This is a genomic window from Klebsiella sp. KTE92 (assembly GCF_000398905.1).
GTDB lineage: Bacteria > Pseudomonadota > Gammaproteobacteria > Enterobacterales > Enterobacteriaceae > Klebsiella > Klebsiella variicola.
Genome location: NZ_KB976100.1, coordinates 3965710 through 3982334, shown reverse-complemented (window position 1 = coordinate 3982334; position 16625 = coordinate 3965710). Strand labels below are relative to the sequence as shown.

The following is a 16625-nucleotide window of genomic DNA, read 5'->3' as shown; positions in this document are numbered from 1 at the left end:
CAGCAGGTTATTCAGTCGATAGTAACGCGCTCAGAGGGGATGGCAAGTATTATTTGCAAAAAAGGGTAGATGCAATCGGTTACGCTCTGTATAATGCCACGGCAATATTTATCCACCCTGGTCGAGATATTGCCCATGCTACGTATCGCTAAAGAAGCCCTGACGTTTGACGACGTCCTCCTCGTTCCCGCTCATTCTACCGTTCTGCCGAATACTGCCGATCTCAGCACTCAGCTGACGAAAACCATTCGTCTGAATATTCCTATGCTCTCCGCAGCCATGGATACCGTAACGGAAGCGCGTCTGGCTATTGCCCTGGCACAGGAAGGCGGCATCGGCTTTATTCACAAAAACATGTCCATCGAGCGCCAGGCGGAAGAAGTTCGTCGCGTGAAGAAACATGAGTCCGGCGTGGTCACCGACCCGCAGACCGTTCTGCCAACCACCACCCTGCGTGAAGTGAAAGAGCTGACCGAGCGTAACGGCTTCGCCGGCTACCCGGTGGTGACCGAAGAGAACGAGCTGGTCGGTATCATCACTGGCCGCGACGTGCGTTTCGTCACCGATTTGAACCAGCCGGTCAGCGTCTATATGACCCCGAAAGAGCGTCTGGTTACCGTACGTGAAGGCGAAAGCCGCGAGGTGGTCTTCGCTAAGATGCATGAAAAACGCGTTGAGAAGGCGCTGGTCGTGGATGAGAGCTTCCACCTGCGCGGCATGATCACCGTTAAAGATTTCCAGAAAGCAGAACGTAAACCGAATGCCTGTAAAGATGAGCAGGGCCGTCTGCGCGTAGGCGCGGCGGTCGGCGCCGGTGCCGGCAACGAAGAGCGCGTAGACGCGCTGGTAGCCGCGGGCGTTGACGTTCTGCTGATCGACTCCTCGCACGGTCATTCTGAAGGCGTCCTGCAGCGCATTCGTGAAACCCGCGCGAAATACCCGGACCTGCAAATCATCGGCGGCAACGTGGCCACCGGTGCAGGCGCGCGCGCGCTGGCGGAAGCCGGTTGCAGCGCGGTGAAAGTGGGTATCGGCCCGGGCTCCATCTGTACGACCCGTATCGTCACCGGTGTGGGCGTGCCGCAGATCACCGCCGTTTCCGACGCGGTGGAAGCACTGGAAGGGACCGGTATTCCGGTTATCGCTGACGGCGGTATCCGTTTCTCCGGCGATATCGCCAAAGCCATCGCTGCCGGCGCGGCCGCGGTGATGGTCGGCTCTATGCTGGCGGGTACCGAAGAATCCCCGGGTGAAATCGAACTCTACCAGGGCCGTTCTTACAAATCTTACCGCGGCATGGGCTCTCTTGGCGCGATGTCTAAAGGCTCCTCTGACCGCTACTTCCAGAGCGATAACGCCGCTGACAAACTGGTGCCGGAAGGTATCGAAGGCCGCGTGGCCTATAAAGGTCGCCTGAAAGAAATCATTCACCAGCAGATGGGCGGTCTGCGTTCCTGTATGGGTCTGACCGGCTGTGGTACCATTGACCTGCTGCGTACCAAAGCTGAATTCGTACGCATCAGCGGTGCGGGCATTCAGGAAAGCCACGTTCACGACGTGACCATCACCAAAGAGTCCCCGAACTACCGTCTGGGCTCCTGATTTCTTCGCCCGACCTAGCGTCGGGCGATTTATTTACTCTGTTTCACTTGCCTCGGAATTAGCGTCAATGACGGAAAACATTCATAAACATCGCATTCTCATCCTCGACTTCGGCTCTCAGTATACTCAGCTGGTGGCGCGTCGCGTGCGTGAGCTGGGCGTCTACTGTGAGCTGTGGGCGTGGGATGTCACAGAAGCACAGATCCGCGAATTCAATCCAAGCGGCATCATTCTTTCCGGCGGCCCGGAAAGTACTACCGAAGAGAACAGCCCGCGCGCGCCGCAGTATGTGTTTGAAGCCGGCGTGCCAGTATTTGGCGTCTGCTACGGCATGCAGACCATGGCGATGCAGCTGGGCGGCCATGTAGAAGGTTCTAACGAGCGTGAGTTTGGCTACGCGCAGGTTGAAGTGGTTAACGACAGCGCGCTGGTGCGTGGTATCGAAGACTCCCTGACCGCAGACGGTAAACCGCTGCTGGACGTGTGGATGAGCCACGGCGACAAGGTCACCGCGATCCCGGCGGACTTCGTGACCGTTGCCAGCACCGATAGCTGCCCGTTCGCCATCATGGCCAATGAAGAAAAACGCTTCTACGGCGTGCAGTTCCACCCGGAAGTCACCCACACCCGTCAGGGTATGCGTATGCTGGAGCGCTTCGTGCGCGACATCTGCCAGTGTGAAGCCCTGTGGACCCCGGCGAAAATCATCGACGACGCCGTCGAGCGTATCCGCCAGCAGGTTGGCGATGACAAAGTGATCCTTGGCCTCTCCGGCGGCGTGGACTCCTCCGTGACCGCGATGCTGCTGCACCGCGCCATCGGCAAAAACCTGACCTGCGTATTCGTGGATAACGGCCTCCTGCGTCTGAATGAAGCGCAGCAGGTGATGGACATGTTTGGCGACCACTTTGGCCTGAACATTGTTCACGTTGAAGGCGAGCAGCGCTTCCTCGACGCGCTGAAAGGCGAGAACGATCCGGAAGCGAAACGTAAAATCATCGGCCGCGTCTTCGTGGAAGTGTTCGACGAAGAAGCGCTGAAGCTGGACGACGTCAAATGGCTGGCGCAGGGTACCATCTACCCTGACGTTATCGAATCTGCCGCTTCCGCTACCGGTAAAGCGCACGTCATCAAATCTCACCACAACGTGGGCGGCCTGCCGAAAGAGATGAAGATGGGGCTGGTTGAGCCGCTGCGTGAGCTGTTCAAAGACGAAGTGCGTAAGATCGGTCTGGAACTGGGCCTGCCGTACGATATGCTCTACCGTCACCCGTTCCCGGGCCCGGGCCTCGGCGTGCGCGTGCTGGGCGAAGTGAAGAAAGAGTACTGCGACCTGCTGCGTCGTGCGGACGCTATCTTCATCGAAGAGCTACACAAAGCTGACCTGTACAACAAAGTGAGCCAGGCGTTTACCGTGTTCCTGCCGGTGCGCTCCGTCGGCGTAATGGGCGATGGCCGTAAATACGACTGGGTCGTTTCCCTGCGTGCGGTGGAAACCATCGACTTTATGACCGCGCACTGGGCGCACCTGCCGTATGATTTCCTCGGCCGCGTCTCTAACCGCATTATCAATGAAGTGAACGGTATCTCCCGCGTGGTGTATGACATCAGCGGTAAGCCGCCAGCAACGATTGAGTGGGAATGATCCCCGTCGTTAGCTGAATGAAACGAAACCCTCTGTTTTTACAGAGGGTTTTTTATTTTAGACATCCCTTCAATCCCGTCGTCCCAGAAGGTTATCTGGCAGGGTGAGGTTTCCCTGTGAATTCCCCGTTTGCGGTTCCGGCAGATGTTCAGCTGGCCCATTTTTTGCCGCCGCCGTGCGGAGCGCGGAAAGTTTACCCGGCTGTACCGTGCCCGCCCCGCGCACCATCGCCAGCGCCAGTCCGGCAACGATCAGCGTTAACCCGGTGGACACCCACATTCCGCCGATAATGCCCAGCCGGTGGTTCAGCCATGCGTAGGCAAAGGGGGAGGCAGCCGCCATCAGTTGCCCGGGTATCAGCAGGATACCCGTGCGGCTGGCATAGCTTTCTGCGCTAAACAGCGCCAGCGGTAGCGTCGCTTTGACAATCGTCACCAGCCCATTAATCGCGCCATACCCCAGCACAAACCCGGCTGCGAACCCGGCATAAGCCGTGCTGCTCAATCCAAGGAGAAAACAGAGCGGCATGGCGAGCGCGGTAAAACGCGTCAGCGTGAGTGGGGTGACCCGGGGACCGGCCAGGACTTCCCCCAGCCGGGCGCCGGTCTGGCCGAATCCCCACAGCATACCGACGGCAACCGGCAGACCAAAGTGGCTGATAAACTCCGGCAGATGGGTGGAGGTACCGTTGGAGATGAAGGTGATCAGCGCAATAAAGATTGCGTAACGCGCCCCGTTACGCCGATCGCCCTCTGCTGTCGTCGTTGGGGCTATCATTTTCACCGATGTACTGAGTCGCTGGCGAGGCAGTTGATAACTCAGCCATGCGCTCAGCAGGCCAAACAGCGCATAGATCCGCAGGGCATTCTGCCAGGGCATGATAGTTAATAACACCTCGCCCAGCGGCCAGAAGAGGGCAGAGGCCAAACCGCCAGCGAGAGTGATATGAGAGATAGTTTTCCGCGCCTGCTGACCGTACAGATTCACCACTGCGGCGAACAGCGCATCATACAGCGAGAGCCGCATGCCGATGCCGGTCAGCAGCCAGGCGCCGTACCAGCCGGCCAGCGAAGGGCGCCAGGCCATCATGGCGCAGCTGGCGGCTATCAGTAAGGTTCCGCTGGTGACCACCAGCCTTCCGCCAAAGCGAGCCAGCAGCCTGGCAACGAACGGAGAAACAGCGGCCATCATCAGCATGGCGAGCGTCAGGCCGAGATAGATCTGCGGCAAGGACCATCCTTTGTCGGCGGCGATAGCCCCGGCAAAGGTGCCGGGCATATAAAAAGAGATCCCCCAGTTGATCAGTTGCTGACCGCCCGCGGTGAAGGCGAGCCGTCGGGGAATAGCGCGTGTTTCCATGGTTTTCATTCCGTTAAGGCAGTTGTCCTGAGCATACCCGGCAGGCTATTGTTCTGGCAGAGCGGCCACCTTATGCGCGGTATAAGAGAAACTTTGTATGACAACACTGAACCTGGGAAACCTGGCGACCTTCCGGCTGGTCGTACAGCGCGGCAGCTTTTCTGCCGCCGCCGACGCGCTGGGGATCTCCCAACCTGCCGTTAGCCTGCAGGTGCGTCAGCTGGAGCAGTTTTTACAGACCCGTTTGCTGGAGCGTACCGGCCGCGGGATCAAGGCGACGGCGGCGGGAATGGCACTGCTGGCCCACAGCGAGCAGATCGATCGGGCGGTGAATAGCGCAATGCAGTCGGTCAGCGCATTCAGTCAGGAAGTTAATGGGGCGGTAACGCTGGGGACCGGCGCGACGGCCTGCATTCATCTTCTCCCGCCGCTGCTGCAGCATCTTCGTCAGCAGCATCCGCTGTTGACGGTGGGGGTGACCACCGGCAACACGCTGGATATCGTCCGGGCGGTGGAGGAAAATCGCCTCGATCTCGGGCTGGTTACCTTGCCCGTACAGGGACGCAGTCTGGCGGTGACCTCAGTGGTTGACGAGGAGTTCGTGGTTATCCATGCCAGTCACGAGACGGGGACGCTGGCGGATTATACTCCTGCTGAACTGCTGGATCTGCCGCTCATTGCCTTCGAAGCCTGCAGCGGCACCCGGGATCTGATTGACCGCTGGTTCCGCTCGGCGGGAGTGGCGGTCACGCCGGTGATGCAGTTGGGCAGCATCGAGGCGATTAAACGGATGGTGCGGGCAGGGCTGGGCTACAGCATCGTGCCCCGCATGGCGGTGGAGCAGGAGAAGGATCGCGACGGATTAAGCGTGCACTCGCTGGCGCCGCGGCTATATCGACAGCTGGCGGTAGTCATGCGTCAGGACAAAATTGTGACAAAAGGTATCGCAGAAATGCTGCGCCTGCTGCATGCCGTGCGCTGATAAATCGCCGACGGCAAAATTACCGCATCAAAGACAATACATCAGCAGCGAGCGACTCTGTCTGCGGAGTGTGGCGCTTCCAGTATTATAATCAAAGGATTACTCGCGAGCGGAGGGCTCGACGGTGAGTGAAGACTCCTGCGACGCTTTTTTATCCTGGTGATGGTACCAGGCGCCGATGGAGGAGTAGACAAAGCGTCCAAAGAAGAAGAGAAAGCTGATAAGCAGTACGATACGGGTCATGCGACGGTTAAATCGATGTCGTTTACGCATACTGGGTGCCTGACTCACAAAAGGTTCCTTGAAGTATACCCGAAGATGGGCGATGGGGGTATTAAGGCACAGGAACGAGGTGGGGTCAATTGATGCAGATGTAAAAGTGCCGCAGTGAAAACATTAATTAATGTTATATAAGATAATCATCGTATTTACATGCTCACTTTATTAGCGATAAAAAGGTAAAAAAATAAGTTTTATTAATGTTAGCGTCAGTATTTGTTGATTTATATCAACAGTCCCATTCTCTTGACCACTAAAATCAGCGAACATTACCGTATCGTTATTACTTATGCGGTCAGCATGGGGTGGTTGGATGCCTGCCTGAATATGCCTCGCAGGAGCAGAGGCTCTCTGTAGAGCACCTATGAATTTATTAAAATATTATCAACAATATCGCGACAAGTGGTGGGCTTTACCGCTTGTTCTGCCCTCGCTGTTATTACCCTTCGCCAGATGGGCGAATACCTACACCATGCTCAATGGCCACATGGTATTCCTTTATTATCTTCCTCTGGCATTAGTACTCAGCCTGATGATGTTTTTCGGTTGGGCGGCGATCCCGGGTATTATTATTGGCCTGCTGCTCACGCTGGCCCGAGGAATGACGCCCGAGCAGGCTATCGGCGTGTTGTTTCATTTTCTCATCCCCTGCGTGCTGTGCTGGGGCGGATATCGCATCTTTGTACCCCGGCGCCAGCAGGTCTCGCACGGTAACGTCAAACTGATGCCGCACCGTCTGTTCTGGCAGATGCTGCTTCCCTCGGTCATTTTTCTTATTCTGTCACAGATCGCTGAGTATCTGGGACTGCATCCACGTACGACGGAGATGACGGGGATTACGCCGTTTAGTTTACGGTCGTTAATCACCTTTCAGGCGTTGATGGTGGGGTGTCTGACGGGCGTGCCGCTGTGTTATTTTCTGCTGCGGATAATTCGGAACCCTTTTCATGTTCGCGGATTTATTTCTCAGGTTCGCTTACAAATTGATCCAAAAATAAAAACAATTGAAATCATTTGCTGGGCGGCGATATTAATCCTGCTGCTGGGGCTATTATTGATGCCGCTTAATGATACCAGCACCATATTTAGTACGAATTATACGTTATCATTACTTATGCCGGTCATGCTCTGGGGAGCCATGCGTTTTGGTTATCGTTTTATCTCGCTGATCTGGACGCCGGTACTGATTGCCGTGATCCATTTTCATTACCGTTACTTACCGGTTTATCCAAGCTATAACACCCAACTGGCGATCACCTCGTCAAGCTATCTGGTCTTCTCGTTTATTGTCGCCTACACGGCGATGCTGGCGACACAGCAGCGGCTGATCTACGCTCGCGTCCGGCAGATGGCTTTCCTCGACCCGGTCGTACATATGCCTAATCTGCGGGCGCTGAGTCGGGCGCTCAATGGCACGAGCTGGTCGACGCTCTGTTTTTTGCGCATTCCTGAGCTGGAACTGCTGGGCCGCCACTACGGCGTATTGTTACGCATTCAGTATAAGCAAATGCTGGCGAACCACCTGAGCGCGTTACTGCAGCCTAACGAAGCGGTGTATCACCTTGCCGGCCATGACTTGGTTTTTCGCCTCAACAGTGAAGGGCATCAGGCGCGTATTCATTTGATCGACCGCTCCCTGCGGCAGTTCCGTTTCTACTGGGACGGGGTTCCCCTCCAGCCGCGGATCGGCATGAGCTATTGCAACGTGCGCTCACCGGTCAAACATCTGTATTTGCTGCTTGGCGAACTAAACACGATTGCCGACATGTCGCTGGCCAGCGGCCATCCGGAGAATATGCAGCGCCGCGGCGCCGGCCATGTTCAGCAGGATCTGAAAGATAAAGTGGTGATGATGAATCGCATCCTCAAGGCGCTGGAGCAAGACCACTTTGTCCTGATGGCGCAGCCTATCCAGGGCATCCGCGGCGATAACTACCATGAAGTGTTGCTGAGGATGGAAGGGGAGTCGGGTGAACTGACGGGGCCAAACGCGTTCCTGCCGGTGGCGCACGAGTTTGGCCTCTCCTCTCGTGTGGATCAGTGGGTCATCGAGCACACGCTAGCCTTTATGGATACCCACCGGCGGGCACTGCCCGGTCTGCGGCTGGCGATCAATCTCTCTCCGGTCACGTTGAGCCGCAGCCAGTTTCCTCAGGAAGTTGAAGCGCTGCTGCAGACGTACAACATTGAGCCATGGCAGATTATTTTCGAATTGACCGAGAACTATGCGCTCAGTAACCCTGAGCTGGTCTGTCAGACTTTAGAGCATCTGCGGGCGCTGGGCTGCCGGGTGGCGATCGATGATTTTGGTACCGGCTACGCCAGCTACGCCCGGTTAAAAACGATGAACGTCGACATTCTTAAAATCGACGGCAGCTTTATTCGCAATCTGCTTGCCAGCAGTCTCGATTACCAGGTGGTGGATTCTATTTGTCGTCTGGCGCGTATGAAGAACATGCAGGTGGTGGCTGAATATGTCGAGTCGCCGGAAATACGCCAGGCGGTCATCGCGCTGGGGATCGATTATTTGCAGGGCTACGATATCGGCGTACCGGTACCACTGGCGCAGCTGGCGGAAGGGATGACTGCCTGAAGCAGAAAAAAGCCGGGCGCGATGGCCCGGCATGGAGAATATTCAGGAGCGCCGATCAGGCGTCTGGCTCTTCTTCTGCAATCTTCAGCAGCCATTCCGGCACACCTTCCCAGTACTGCTGCTCTTTTTCCAGATCCAACAGCACCAGCGCATTCTGGCTAAACCAGTTATGCGGGAAGGTCAGCGTCCAGTGGTGAGCTTCCGTCTGCAGCCGCAGGGTCGGCGGCGTGGTGGTGGCCTGACGCTGGTTATTCAGCAGCACGCCCAGGCGCAGCAGCTGGATCAGCGGCAGAAACTGCTTTTTCCTGAACAGCGTAAAGCGCGGCAGGTCGTCGAGTTTTATCGCTTTGCGATGATAGCGCACCAGGGTGGCCATCAGCATCTGCTGCTCCTGGTTGAAGCCCGGCAGGTCGCTGTTCTGCAGAATGTAGGCGGAGTGGCGATGCATACCGCTATGGTTGATATTCAGCCCTACCTCATGGAGCATCACCGCCCACTTCAACAGCGCCGCAAGGTGCGGATTGGCCAGCTTGGGGTTCTGTTCCTGCCACTGTTCCAGCATATGGGTGGTGGTTTCCAGCACCCGGCGTGCCTGTTCGCGATCGATATTGTACTGATTCGCCAGACTCTGCGCTGTGCGGCTACGAATATCCTGGTGGCGGAAGCGGCCTTCCATTTCGTACAGCACGCCCTCACGCAGGGCGCCATCGGACAGACGAAGTTCTTTAATGGCTAGCGCGTCAAACACGCCGCACAGAATCGCCAGACCCGGCGCAAAGACCGCTTTACGATCTTCAGAGAGGCCTGGCAGACTGAGCGCGTCGAAGTTTTTATGCTTCAGCAGCTCACTGACCAGCATTTCGAGGCGTTCCGGCGTAATAAACCCGTCCTTCTCACCCATGGCCACCAACACTTCCTGCGCAGCTTTAATGGTGCCGGAGGCGCCCAGCGCCACGGTCCAGCCCTGAATACGGAACTGCCAGGCCAGGGTTTCCAGTTTTTGTACCGCCGCAAGACGAGCACGCTGGAAATTTTCTTTATTGATTGTCCCGCCAGGGAAGTAGGCTTGCGAGAAGCTCACGCAGCCCATGCGACGGCTTTCCACCAGGCGGGGCTCAAAATCTTCACCGATGACCAGCTCGGTCGAACCGCCGCCGATATCAATCACCAGCTTACGACCGCGCTCCGGCTGCGTATGCTCAACGCCCATAAAAATCAGGCGCGCTTCTTCATTGCCGGAGATGATCTCGATCGGGTAGGGGATCACTTTTTCCGCGCGTTTAAGAAACTCTGCCGCGTTGGTCGCCTGACGCAGCGTATGCGTCCCGACGATGCAGACGCTGGAAGGGGAGAACCCTTGCAGACGTTCAGCAAACAGCGACAGGCAGTTCAGCCCGCGGGTCATCGCTTCTTCGCTCAACACCGAGTTTTCATCAAGGCCATCGGCCAGATGCACGCGCTGTTTCAGGCGTCCAATGATCTGCATGGCGCCATCGACGACACGGGCGATCACCATATGAAAACTGTTCGAACCAAGGTCGACCGCAGCGAATTCCTGCGGCCGAGGGGTTATTTCGTTTATTGGCATAGGTTAGTCGGGTTGTTCGAGTGATTTGAGATAATCGTAAATCGCCATCTGTGCACGCACTTTACGGCGATTGCCGCGCGGCACATAGCGATTACTCAGTTCTTTATCAAGATAGCGCGCTTTTACCGTATCGTTGAACAAGATATCAAAAATATCCAGCACTCGCTGTTTCAGACGCGGGTCGAGCAGCGGGGCGGCAACTTCTATACGGTAATCGATGTTACGCGTCATCCAGTCGGCAGAGGAGAGCCAGACCTGTTTATCGCCACCGTTTTCAAAACAGTAGACCCGGTCGTGCTCGAGGAAACGGTCAACGATGCTAATGACGCGGATATTCTCGCTGATGCCTTCCAGTCCAGGGATCAGCGAGCACATGCCGCGGATCAACAGATTGACCGGCACGCCGGAGCTGGAGGCGGCGTACAGTCTGTCCACCAGCCCTTTATCCACCAGGTTGTTCAGCTTCAGCGTAATCCCGGAGGGTTGCCCGTTCTGCGCATTGGCGATCTCGCGATCGATCATCTCATACAGCAGACGGCGCGAGTTCTGCGGCGACACCAGCAGGTAATCGAAGCTGACCGGGCGGTAGGGGTTTTCAATAAAGTTAAACACGCGGCGGACTTCATTGGTAATGCGCGCATCGGCGGTTAACAGCGAATAGTCGGTGTAGATCCGCGCGGTCTTCTCGTTAAAGTTACCGGTACCGATATGGGCGTAGCGCACCACCTCATCGCCTTCTTTACGCGAGATAAGGAACAGCTTGGCGTGGATCTTCAGACCCGGCGCGGAGAAGATCACGTGGACCCCCGCTTCCGTCAGGCGTTTCGCCCAGTGAATGTTAGCCTCTTCATCGAAGCGTGCCTGCAGCTCCACCACCACGGTGACTTTTTTACCGTTATGGGCGGCGTGGATCATCGCGTCAATGATGCGCGAATCTTTGGCTACACGGTAGATGTTGATTTTGATCGCCAGTACGCTGGGGTCGAACGAGGCCTGACGCAGCAGCTCCAGCACATGCTCAAAAGTGTGATAGGGATAGTAGAGCAGGACGTCGCGTTCGCGGATGGCGTCGAAGCCGTTGCGGAATTTATCAAACCACAGATGACGCAGGCGCGGCATAGGCTTATTGACCAGATTAGCCTTACCCACATTCGGGAAGCCGATAAAGTCTTTAAAGTTGTGGTAGCGGCCGCCCGGCAGCATCGAGTCGTAGTTGGAGATGGAGAGCTTATCGCGCAGCATTTCGACCATCGCGTCCGGCATATCGCGCTGGTAGACGAAGCGAACCGGCTCGGCGGTCAGGCGCTGCTTGAGGCTGGAAGACATCAGCTCCATCAGGCTCGACTCCATCTCGTGCACCAGATCGTACTCGGCGTCACGGGTCATTTTCATCGAGTAAGCGTTCAGCGCATCGTAATCAAAGAAGCCTTTAAAGATATCATCCAGGCAATAACGCAGGATGTTATCCAGCAGGATCATTGGCTTACGGCGGCGCGGCGCCTCCGGCGGCAGATTTACGAAGCGCGGCACTTTGTCTGACGGAATTTCCAGCAGGGCATAGTTGATGTTTTCCCCGCGGATAATCTCCACCGCCAGATAGGTGTAATCATCTTTCAGGAACTGCACGAGGTCCGTTTCACGGTTAATCAGGATCGGCGAGATATGCTGACGCAAATACTGTTTGAAGTAGTTGCGCAGCCAGGCCTGCTGATTGACGGACAGCTGGCGCTCGTTGATGAGGAAGATCTGGTTGCGCGCCATCTCCAGCAGCAGTTCGTTATACAGACTATCGAATTCCTGATCGGCCTTCAGAACGCGGGCCTGGATTTTGCCTAACAGGTGGCGAGAATGGGCGGTACTGCCTTGTTCTTCACTGATAATAATCCGGCGCTTAAGCTCAGCGAAGCGCACTTTGTAAAACTCATCAAGGTTGTTGGAGTAGATCCCTAAGAAGCGCATGCGCTCAATCAGCGGGTTACTTTTGTCCGCCGCTTCCTGCAGCACGCGTTCGTTAAAAGACAACCAGCTGAGTTCTTTTTCGATGTATAGCTTTTCCTGGCCCATTACCGCTCACACTCCGTTTTACTCACAGGACGTAGACTATTATGACGAATTTTTCTGCATAGCGATTTACTGTGTCACAACAATATGACAGTAAGAAGAAATATTTCTGTGAGATGATTGATTAATAAACAATTTTAATTAAAAAAAGCCCCGCGACAGGAAAAGGCGGGGCTGTTGTTCATTCTTCAGCGGCATAGCCCTGGGGCGGAAGTTGTCGTTCATCCAGCCAGGCGTGGTTGCCTGCCATGCGCAGACGCCCATCGACGAACCAGCTGATGACCAGCGGATAAATGGCATGTTCCTGGGCCTGAACCCGCGCCGTCACCTCATCTTCGCTGTCGCCAGCGAAGACCGGCACCTTGGCTTGCAGGATAACCGGACCGCCGTCCAGCTCATCAGTGACGAAGTGCACCGAGGTCCCATGTTCCTCATCACCGTTTTCCAGCACCTGACGATGAGTATGCAGGCCAGGATACTTCGGCAGTAACGAAGGATGGATGTTCAGCAGACGTCCCTGATAATGGCTGACGAACGCCGGGCTCAGGATACGCATATAGCCCGCCAGCACTACCAAATCCGGGGCGTAGGCGTCGATTTCATGCATCAGCTGACGATCGAATGCTTCCCGGTCGGCAAACTGACTTTGCGCCAGCGCGTGGGCCGGGATGCCGGCCGCGCGCGCGCGTTCAAGGCCAAACGCATCAGCCTTGTTACTGAATACCGCCCGCAGGGTGCCGTTTATCTGTTTCCGGCCGCAGGCGTCGATGATCGCCTGCAAATTGCTGCCGCTACCGGAAATCAGCACCACGATGTTTTTCATGCAATGACCACACGCTGTTCGGAATCGGAAGCTTTGATATACCCGATTTTCCACGCGTTTTCACCTTTCTCGTTCAGCAGGGCAATGGCCTTGTCTGCTTCTGCAGCCGGCAGGGCGATAACCATCCCCACGCCGCAGTTAAAGGTACGGTACATTTCATGCTGGCTGACGTTACCGGCGGTTTGCAGCCAGTTGAAGACGGACGGCCACTGCCAGGAGGACTCATCAATGATCGCCTGGGTGTTATCCGGCAGCACGCGCGGAATATTTTCCCAGAAACCGCCGCCGGTCAGGTGGGCGATAGCGTGGACGTCAACGCTGGCGATCAGATCGAGCACCGATTTCACATAGATGCGGGTTGGCGCCAGCAGATGGTCGGCCAGCGGTTTGCCGTCAAGGTCGGTGGTCTGCGGGTCAACGCCGCTAACCTCAATGATCTTACGCACCAGTGAATAGCCGTTAGAGTGCGGGCCGCTGGACGCCAGCGCCACCAGCACGTCGCCGTCGGCCACTTTGCTGCCGTCGATGATTTCTGATTTTTCCACCACCCCGACGCAGAAACCCGCTACGTCGTAATCTTCACCGTGATACATCCCCGGCATTTCTGCGGTTTCACCGCCCACCAGCGCGCAACCGGACTGCAGGCAGCCTTCGGCGATGCCGTTAATGACGCTGGCCGCGGTATCGACGTCCAGTTTACCGGTCGCGTAATAATCCAGGAAAAACAGCGGCTCAGCACCCTGAACCACCAGGTCGTTCACGCACATGGCGACCAGGTCGATGCCGATGGTGTCGTGACGCTTCAGATCCATTGCCAGACGCAGCTTGGTACCGACGCCGTCGGTGCCGGAGACCAGTACCGGCTCGCGGTATTTCTGCGGCAGTGCGCACAGCGCGCCGAATCCGCCCAGTCCCCCCATCACTTCCGGGCGACGGGTTTTCTTCACCACGCCCTTAATACGGTCGACGAGAGCGTTGCCTGCATCAATATCCACGCCGGCATCTTTATAGCTGAGAGAGGTTTTGTCGGTCACTGCGAAGTCTCCACGCGTTTGCGGTAAGCAAGAAAAATCGGCGCAATTCTAACAGGGAAAGCAAACGTTTGCGAGCCTGCTTTACAGTCGGCGTGAAACAGCGGATAGATGGTCAAATTTGATACTGCTCACGAAAATGAAACCGGGTACAGTCTTGTGCTTGCCTCAGCCTTAAGGAATCCTCATCATAAGACTGAAACCGGTTTCTGTGTTGGTTTGCCACGCATTTTGCCAGTGATTGACGCTGGTCAGGAGAGGGATGAATGAAAATTGCGGCATTTGATATCGGTGGCACCGCATTAAAGATGGGCGTGATGACCCGCGATGGCAGGCTACTGGAAAGCGCGAAGCAGTCGATCAATGACAGCGATGGCGATCATATCTTACAGGTAATGCTGTCATGGCTGGCGGCCCACCCGTCGTGTGAAGGGGTAGCCATCAGCGCGCCAGGCTATGTTGATCCGCACAGCGGCTTTATCACCATGGGCGGCGCTATTCGTCGATTTGATAACTTCGCCATGAAAGCATGGCTTGAAGCCCGGACCGGACTGCCGGTCTCAGTTGAAAATGATGCCAACTGTGTGCTGCTGGCAGAGCGCTGGCAGGGCAAAGCGGCGGAAATGGCCAATTTTCTGGTACTCACCATTGGCACCGGCATTGGTGGGGCGATTTATTGCCATCATCAGTTGGTTCACGGGGCGCGTTTTCGCGCCGGTGAGTTCGGCTACATGCTCACTGACCGTCCCGGCGGGCGCGATCCTCGTCGCTATTCGATGAATGAGAACTGCACCCTGCGAGTGCTACGCCATCGCTATGCGGAACATATCGCTGCGCCGCTGGAGAGCGTGACAGGCGAAATGATTTTTGACCGCTATGACGCTGGCGACCCGGTTTGTCAGCGTCTGGTCGCTGAGTTCTTCAATGGCCTGGGTCATGGCCTTTATAACCTCGTCAATATCTTCGATCCGCAGGCCATCTTTATCGGCGGCGGCATTGTGGAACGTCCAGGATTTCTGGCTCTGCTGCGCCAGCATCTGGCCTGGTTTGGCATTGCCGACTATCTCGATACCGTCAGTCACGGCAACGATGCCGGCCTGATTGGCGCGGTTTACCATTTCAATCAGCACTATCGTTCGCCTGGCGACGATCGACATTAGGGAGAGACTATGTCCGGATTTAAAGCAGGTTTTCTGTGGGGCGGCGCGGTCGCCGCGCATCAGTTAGAGGGCGGCTGGCAGGAGGGCGGCAAGGGGATCAGCGTGGCGGACGTGATGACCGCCGGTGCCCACGGCGTGCCGCGTGAAATTACCGACGGCGTGGTGGCGGGGAAAAATTACCCGAACCATGAGGCGATCGATTTTTATCATCGTTATCCGGAGGACCTGGCGCTGTTTGCCGAGATGGGCTTCAAATGTTTTCGCACCTCGATTGCCTGGACGCGTATTTTTCCGCAGGGCGATGAGCTGGAGCCCAACGAGGCTGGCCTGCAGTTTTACGATGATCTGTTCGACGAATGCCTGAAGCACGGCATTGAGCCCGTGATTACGCTGTCGCATTTTGAAATGCCTTATCACCTGGTCACCGAGTATGGCGGCTGGCGCAACCGGAAGCTGATCGACTTTTTCGTGCGCTTTGCCAGGGTCGTCTTCACCCGCTATCAACATAAAGTGAAGTACTGGATGACCTTTAACGAGATCAACAACCAGGCCAACTTCCATGAGGACTTTGCCCCCTTCACCAACTCCGGTTTGAAATATTTGCCGGATGAAGACCGGGAACCGGTGATGTACCAGGCCGCGCACTATGAGCTGGTGGCCAGCGCCCTGGCGGTGAAAGCGGCGCGCGAGATCAACCCTGCACTGCAGATTGGCTGCATGATCGCTATGTGTCCGATCTATCCGCTGACCTGCGCCCCGGACGATATGATGATGGCGATGAACGCCATGCACCGCCGTTACTGGTTTACCGACGTTCACGTGCGCGGCCGCTATCCGCAGCATCTGCTCAACTATTTTGCCCGCCGCGGCTTTACCCTGGATATCACCGAAGCCGATCGCCTGGCGTTAACCGAGGGCTGTGTCGACTACATTGGCTTTAGCTACTATATGTCGTTCGCTACCAAAGCCACCGAAGACAACCCCTTGCTCGACTATGATGAAACCACCAGCCTGGTCTCCAACCCGTACGTCAAAAAGTCGGACTGGGGCTGGCAGATTGACCCGGTTGGCCTGCGCTATTCGCTGAACTGGTTCTGGGATCACTACCAGTTGCCGCTGTTTATTGTCGAAAATGGTTTTGGCGCGATCGATGTCCGTGAAGCGGACGGCAGCGTCAATGACCAGTATCGTATCGATTATCTCTCCGCCCATATCGCGGAGATGAAAAAGGCGGTGGTCGAGGATGGCGTTGATCTGATGGGCTACACCCCGTGGGGCTGTATCGATCTGGTTTCCGCTGGCACAGGGGAAATGAAAAAACGCTACGGCTTCATTTATGTCGATAAAGATAATGAAGGCAATGGCTCGCTGGCTCGCAGCCGGAAAAAGTCCTTTGCCTGGTATCAACAGGTGATTGCCAGCAACGGGGAGAACCTGTCGTAGTCGGGTGGCGCTAACGCTTAACCGACCTACAATACACGTAGGCCCGCGTAAGCGTATGG

Annotated in this window: 11 protein-coding genes and 1 pseudogene; 6 read left to right on the top strand and 6 right to left on the bottom strand. The window is 56.2% G+C overall.

What is annotated here, in order from left to right; genetic code table 11:
- Nucleotides 1–135: 135 nt before the first annotated feature.
- Together guaB and guaA are read left to right on the top strand one after the other, a co-directional pair.
- On the top strand, nucleotides 136–1602 hold the full coding sequence (gene guaB / locus A1WC_RS06885; RefSeq protein ID WP_004151980.1) for an IMP dehydrogenase: 1467 nt from the start codon (nucleotides 136–138) through the stop codon (nucleotides 1600–1602).
- 67 nt (nucleotides 1603–1669) lie between these two features.
- On the top strand, nucleotides 1670–3247 hold the full coding sequence (gene guaA / locus A1WC_RS06890; RefSeq protein ID WP_016161630.1) for a glutamine-hydrolyzing GMP synthase: 1578 nt from the start codon (nucleotides 1670–1672) through the stop codon (nucleotides 3245–3247).
- Nucleotides 3248–3316: 69 nt separating this feature from the next.
- Here the strand turns inward: guaA and A1WC_RS06895 are convergent, their stop codons facing one another.
- Nucleotides 3317–4606, bottom strand: a complete 1290-nt coding sequence (locus A1WC_RS06895; protein WP_016161629.1) for an MFS transporter — start codon at nucleotides 4604–4606, stop codon at nucleotides 3317–3319.
- 72 nt (nucleotides 4607–4678) lie between these two features.
- Between A1WC_RS06895 and A1WC_RS06900 the strand changes: the two are divergent.
- Nucleotides 4679–5588, top strand: a pseudogene (locus tag A1WC_RS06900) (LysR family transcriptional regulator).
- 99 nt (nucleotides 5589–5687) lie between these two features.
- On the opposite strand, the gene A1WC_RS26590 reads toward A1WC_RS06900, so the two are convergent.
- Nucleotides 5688–5861, bottom strand: coding sequence for a YfgG family protein (locus A1WC_RS26590; RefSeq protein ID WP_012967451.1), 174 nt, complete (start codon nucleotides 5859–5861; stop codon nucleotides 5688–5690).
- A 370-nt stretch (nucleotides 5862–6231) separates the two neighbouring features.
- Between A1WC_RS26590 and A1WC_RS06910 the strand changes: the two genes are divergently transcribed.
- Nucleotides 6232–8460, top strand: a complete 2229-nt coding sequence (locus A1WC_RS06910) for an EAL domain-containing protein (RefSeq protein ID WP_008803822.1) — start codon at nucleotides 6232–6234, stop codon at nucleotides 8458–8460.
- Between the two features lie 55 nt (nucleotides 8461–8515).
- Here A1WC_RS06910 and ppx read toward each other — a convergent pair whose 3' ends face one another.
- The 4 genes from ppx to purM all read right to left on the bottom strand — a co-directional run bounded on the left by ppx (nucleotide 8516) and on the right by purM (nucleotide 13966).
- Nucleotides 8516–10048 (bottom strand): exopolyphosphatase, encoded by a 1533-nt coding sequence (gene ppx / locus A1WC_RS06915; RefSeq protein WP_008803823.1) that lies wholly within the window; start codon nucleotides 10046–10048, stop codon nucleotides 8516–8518.
- Nucleotides 10049–10051: 3 nt separating this feature from the next.
- Nucleotides 10052–12112, bottom strand: coding sequence for a polyphosphate kinase 1 (gene ppk1 / locus A1WC_RS06920; protein WP_002913838.1), 2061 nt, complete (start codon nucleotides 12110–12112; stop codon nucleotides 10052–10054).
- Between the two features lie 178 nt (nucleotides 12113–12290).
- Nucleotides 12291–12932, bottom strand: a complete 642-nt coding sequence (purN, locus tag A1WC_RS06925; protein WP_012540904.1) for a phosphoribosylglycinamide formyltransferase — start codon at nucleotides 12930–12932, stop codon at nucleotides 12291–12293.
- On the bottom strand, nucleotides 12929–13966 hold the full coding sequence (purM, locus tag A1WC_RS06930) for a phosphoribosylformylglycinamidine cyclo-ligase (RefSeq protein WP_008803825.1): 1038 nt from the start codon (nucleotides 13964–13966) through the stop codon (nucleotides 12929–12931). Before purM ends, purN begins: the two co-directional genes overlap by 4 nt.
- Before the next feature lie 263 nt (nucleotides 13967–14229).
- Here purM and bglK point away from each other — a divergent pair, with 263 nt between their 5' ends.
- Together bglK and A1WC_RS06940 are read left to right on the top strand one after the other, a co-directional pair.
- Nucleotides 14230–15123 carry a beta-glucoside kinase BglK gene (gene bglK, locus A1WC_RS06935; RefSeq protein ID WP_016161627.1) on the top strand — a complete coding sequence of 298 codons (894 nt, stop codon included), beginning with the start codon at nucleotides 14230–14232 and terminating at the stop codon, nucleotides 15121–15123.
- Between the two features lie 9 nt (nucleotides 15124–15132).
- Complete coding sequence (locus A1WC_RS06940) at nucleotides 15133–16566, top strand: 6-phospho-beta-glucosidase (RefSeq protein WP_012967454.1); 1434 nt, start codon at nucleotides 15133–15135, stop codon at nucleotides 16564–16566.
- Nucleotides 16567–16625 lie beyond the last annotated feature (59 nt).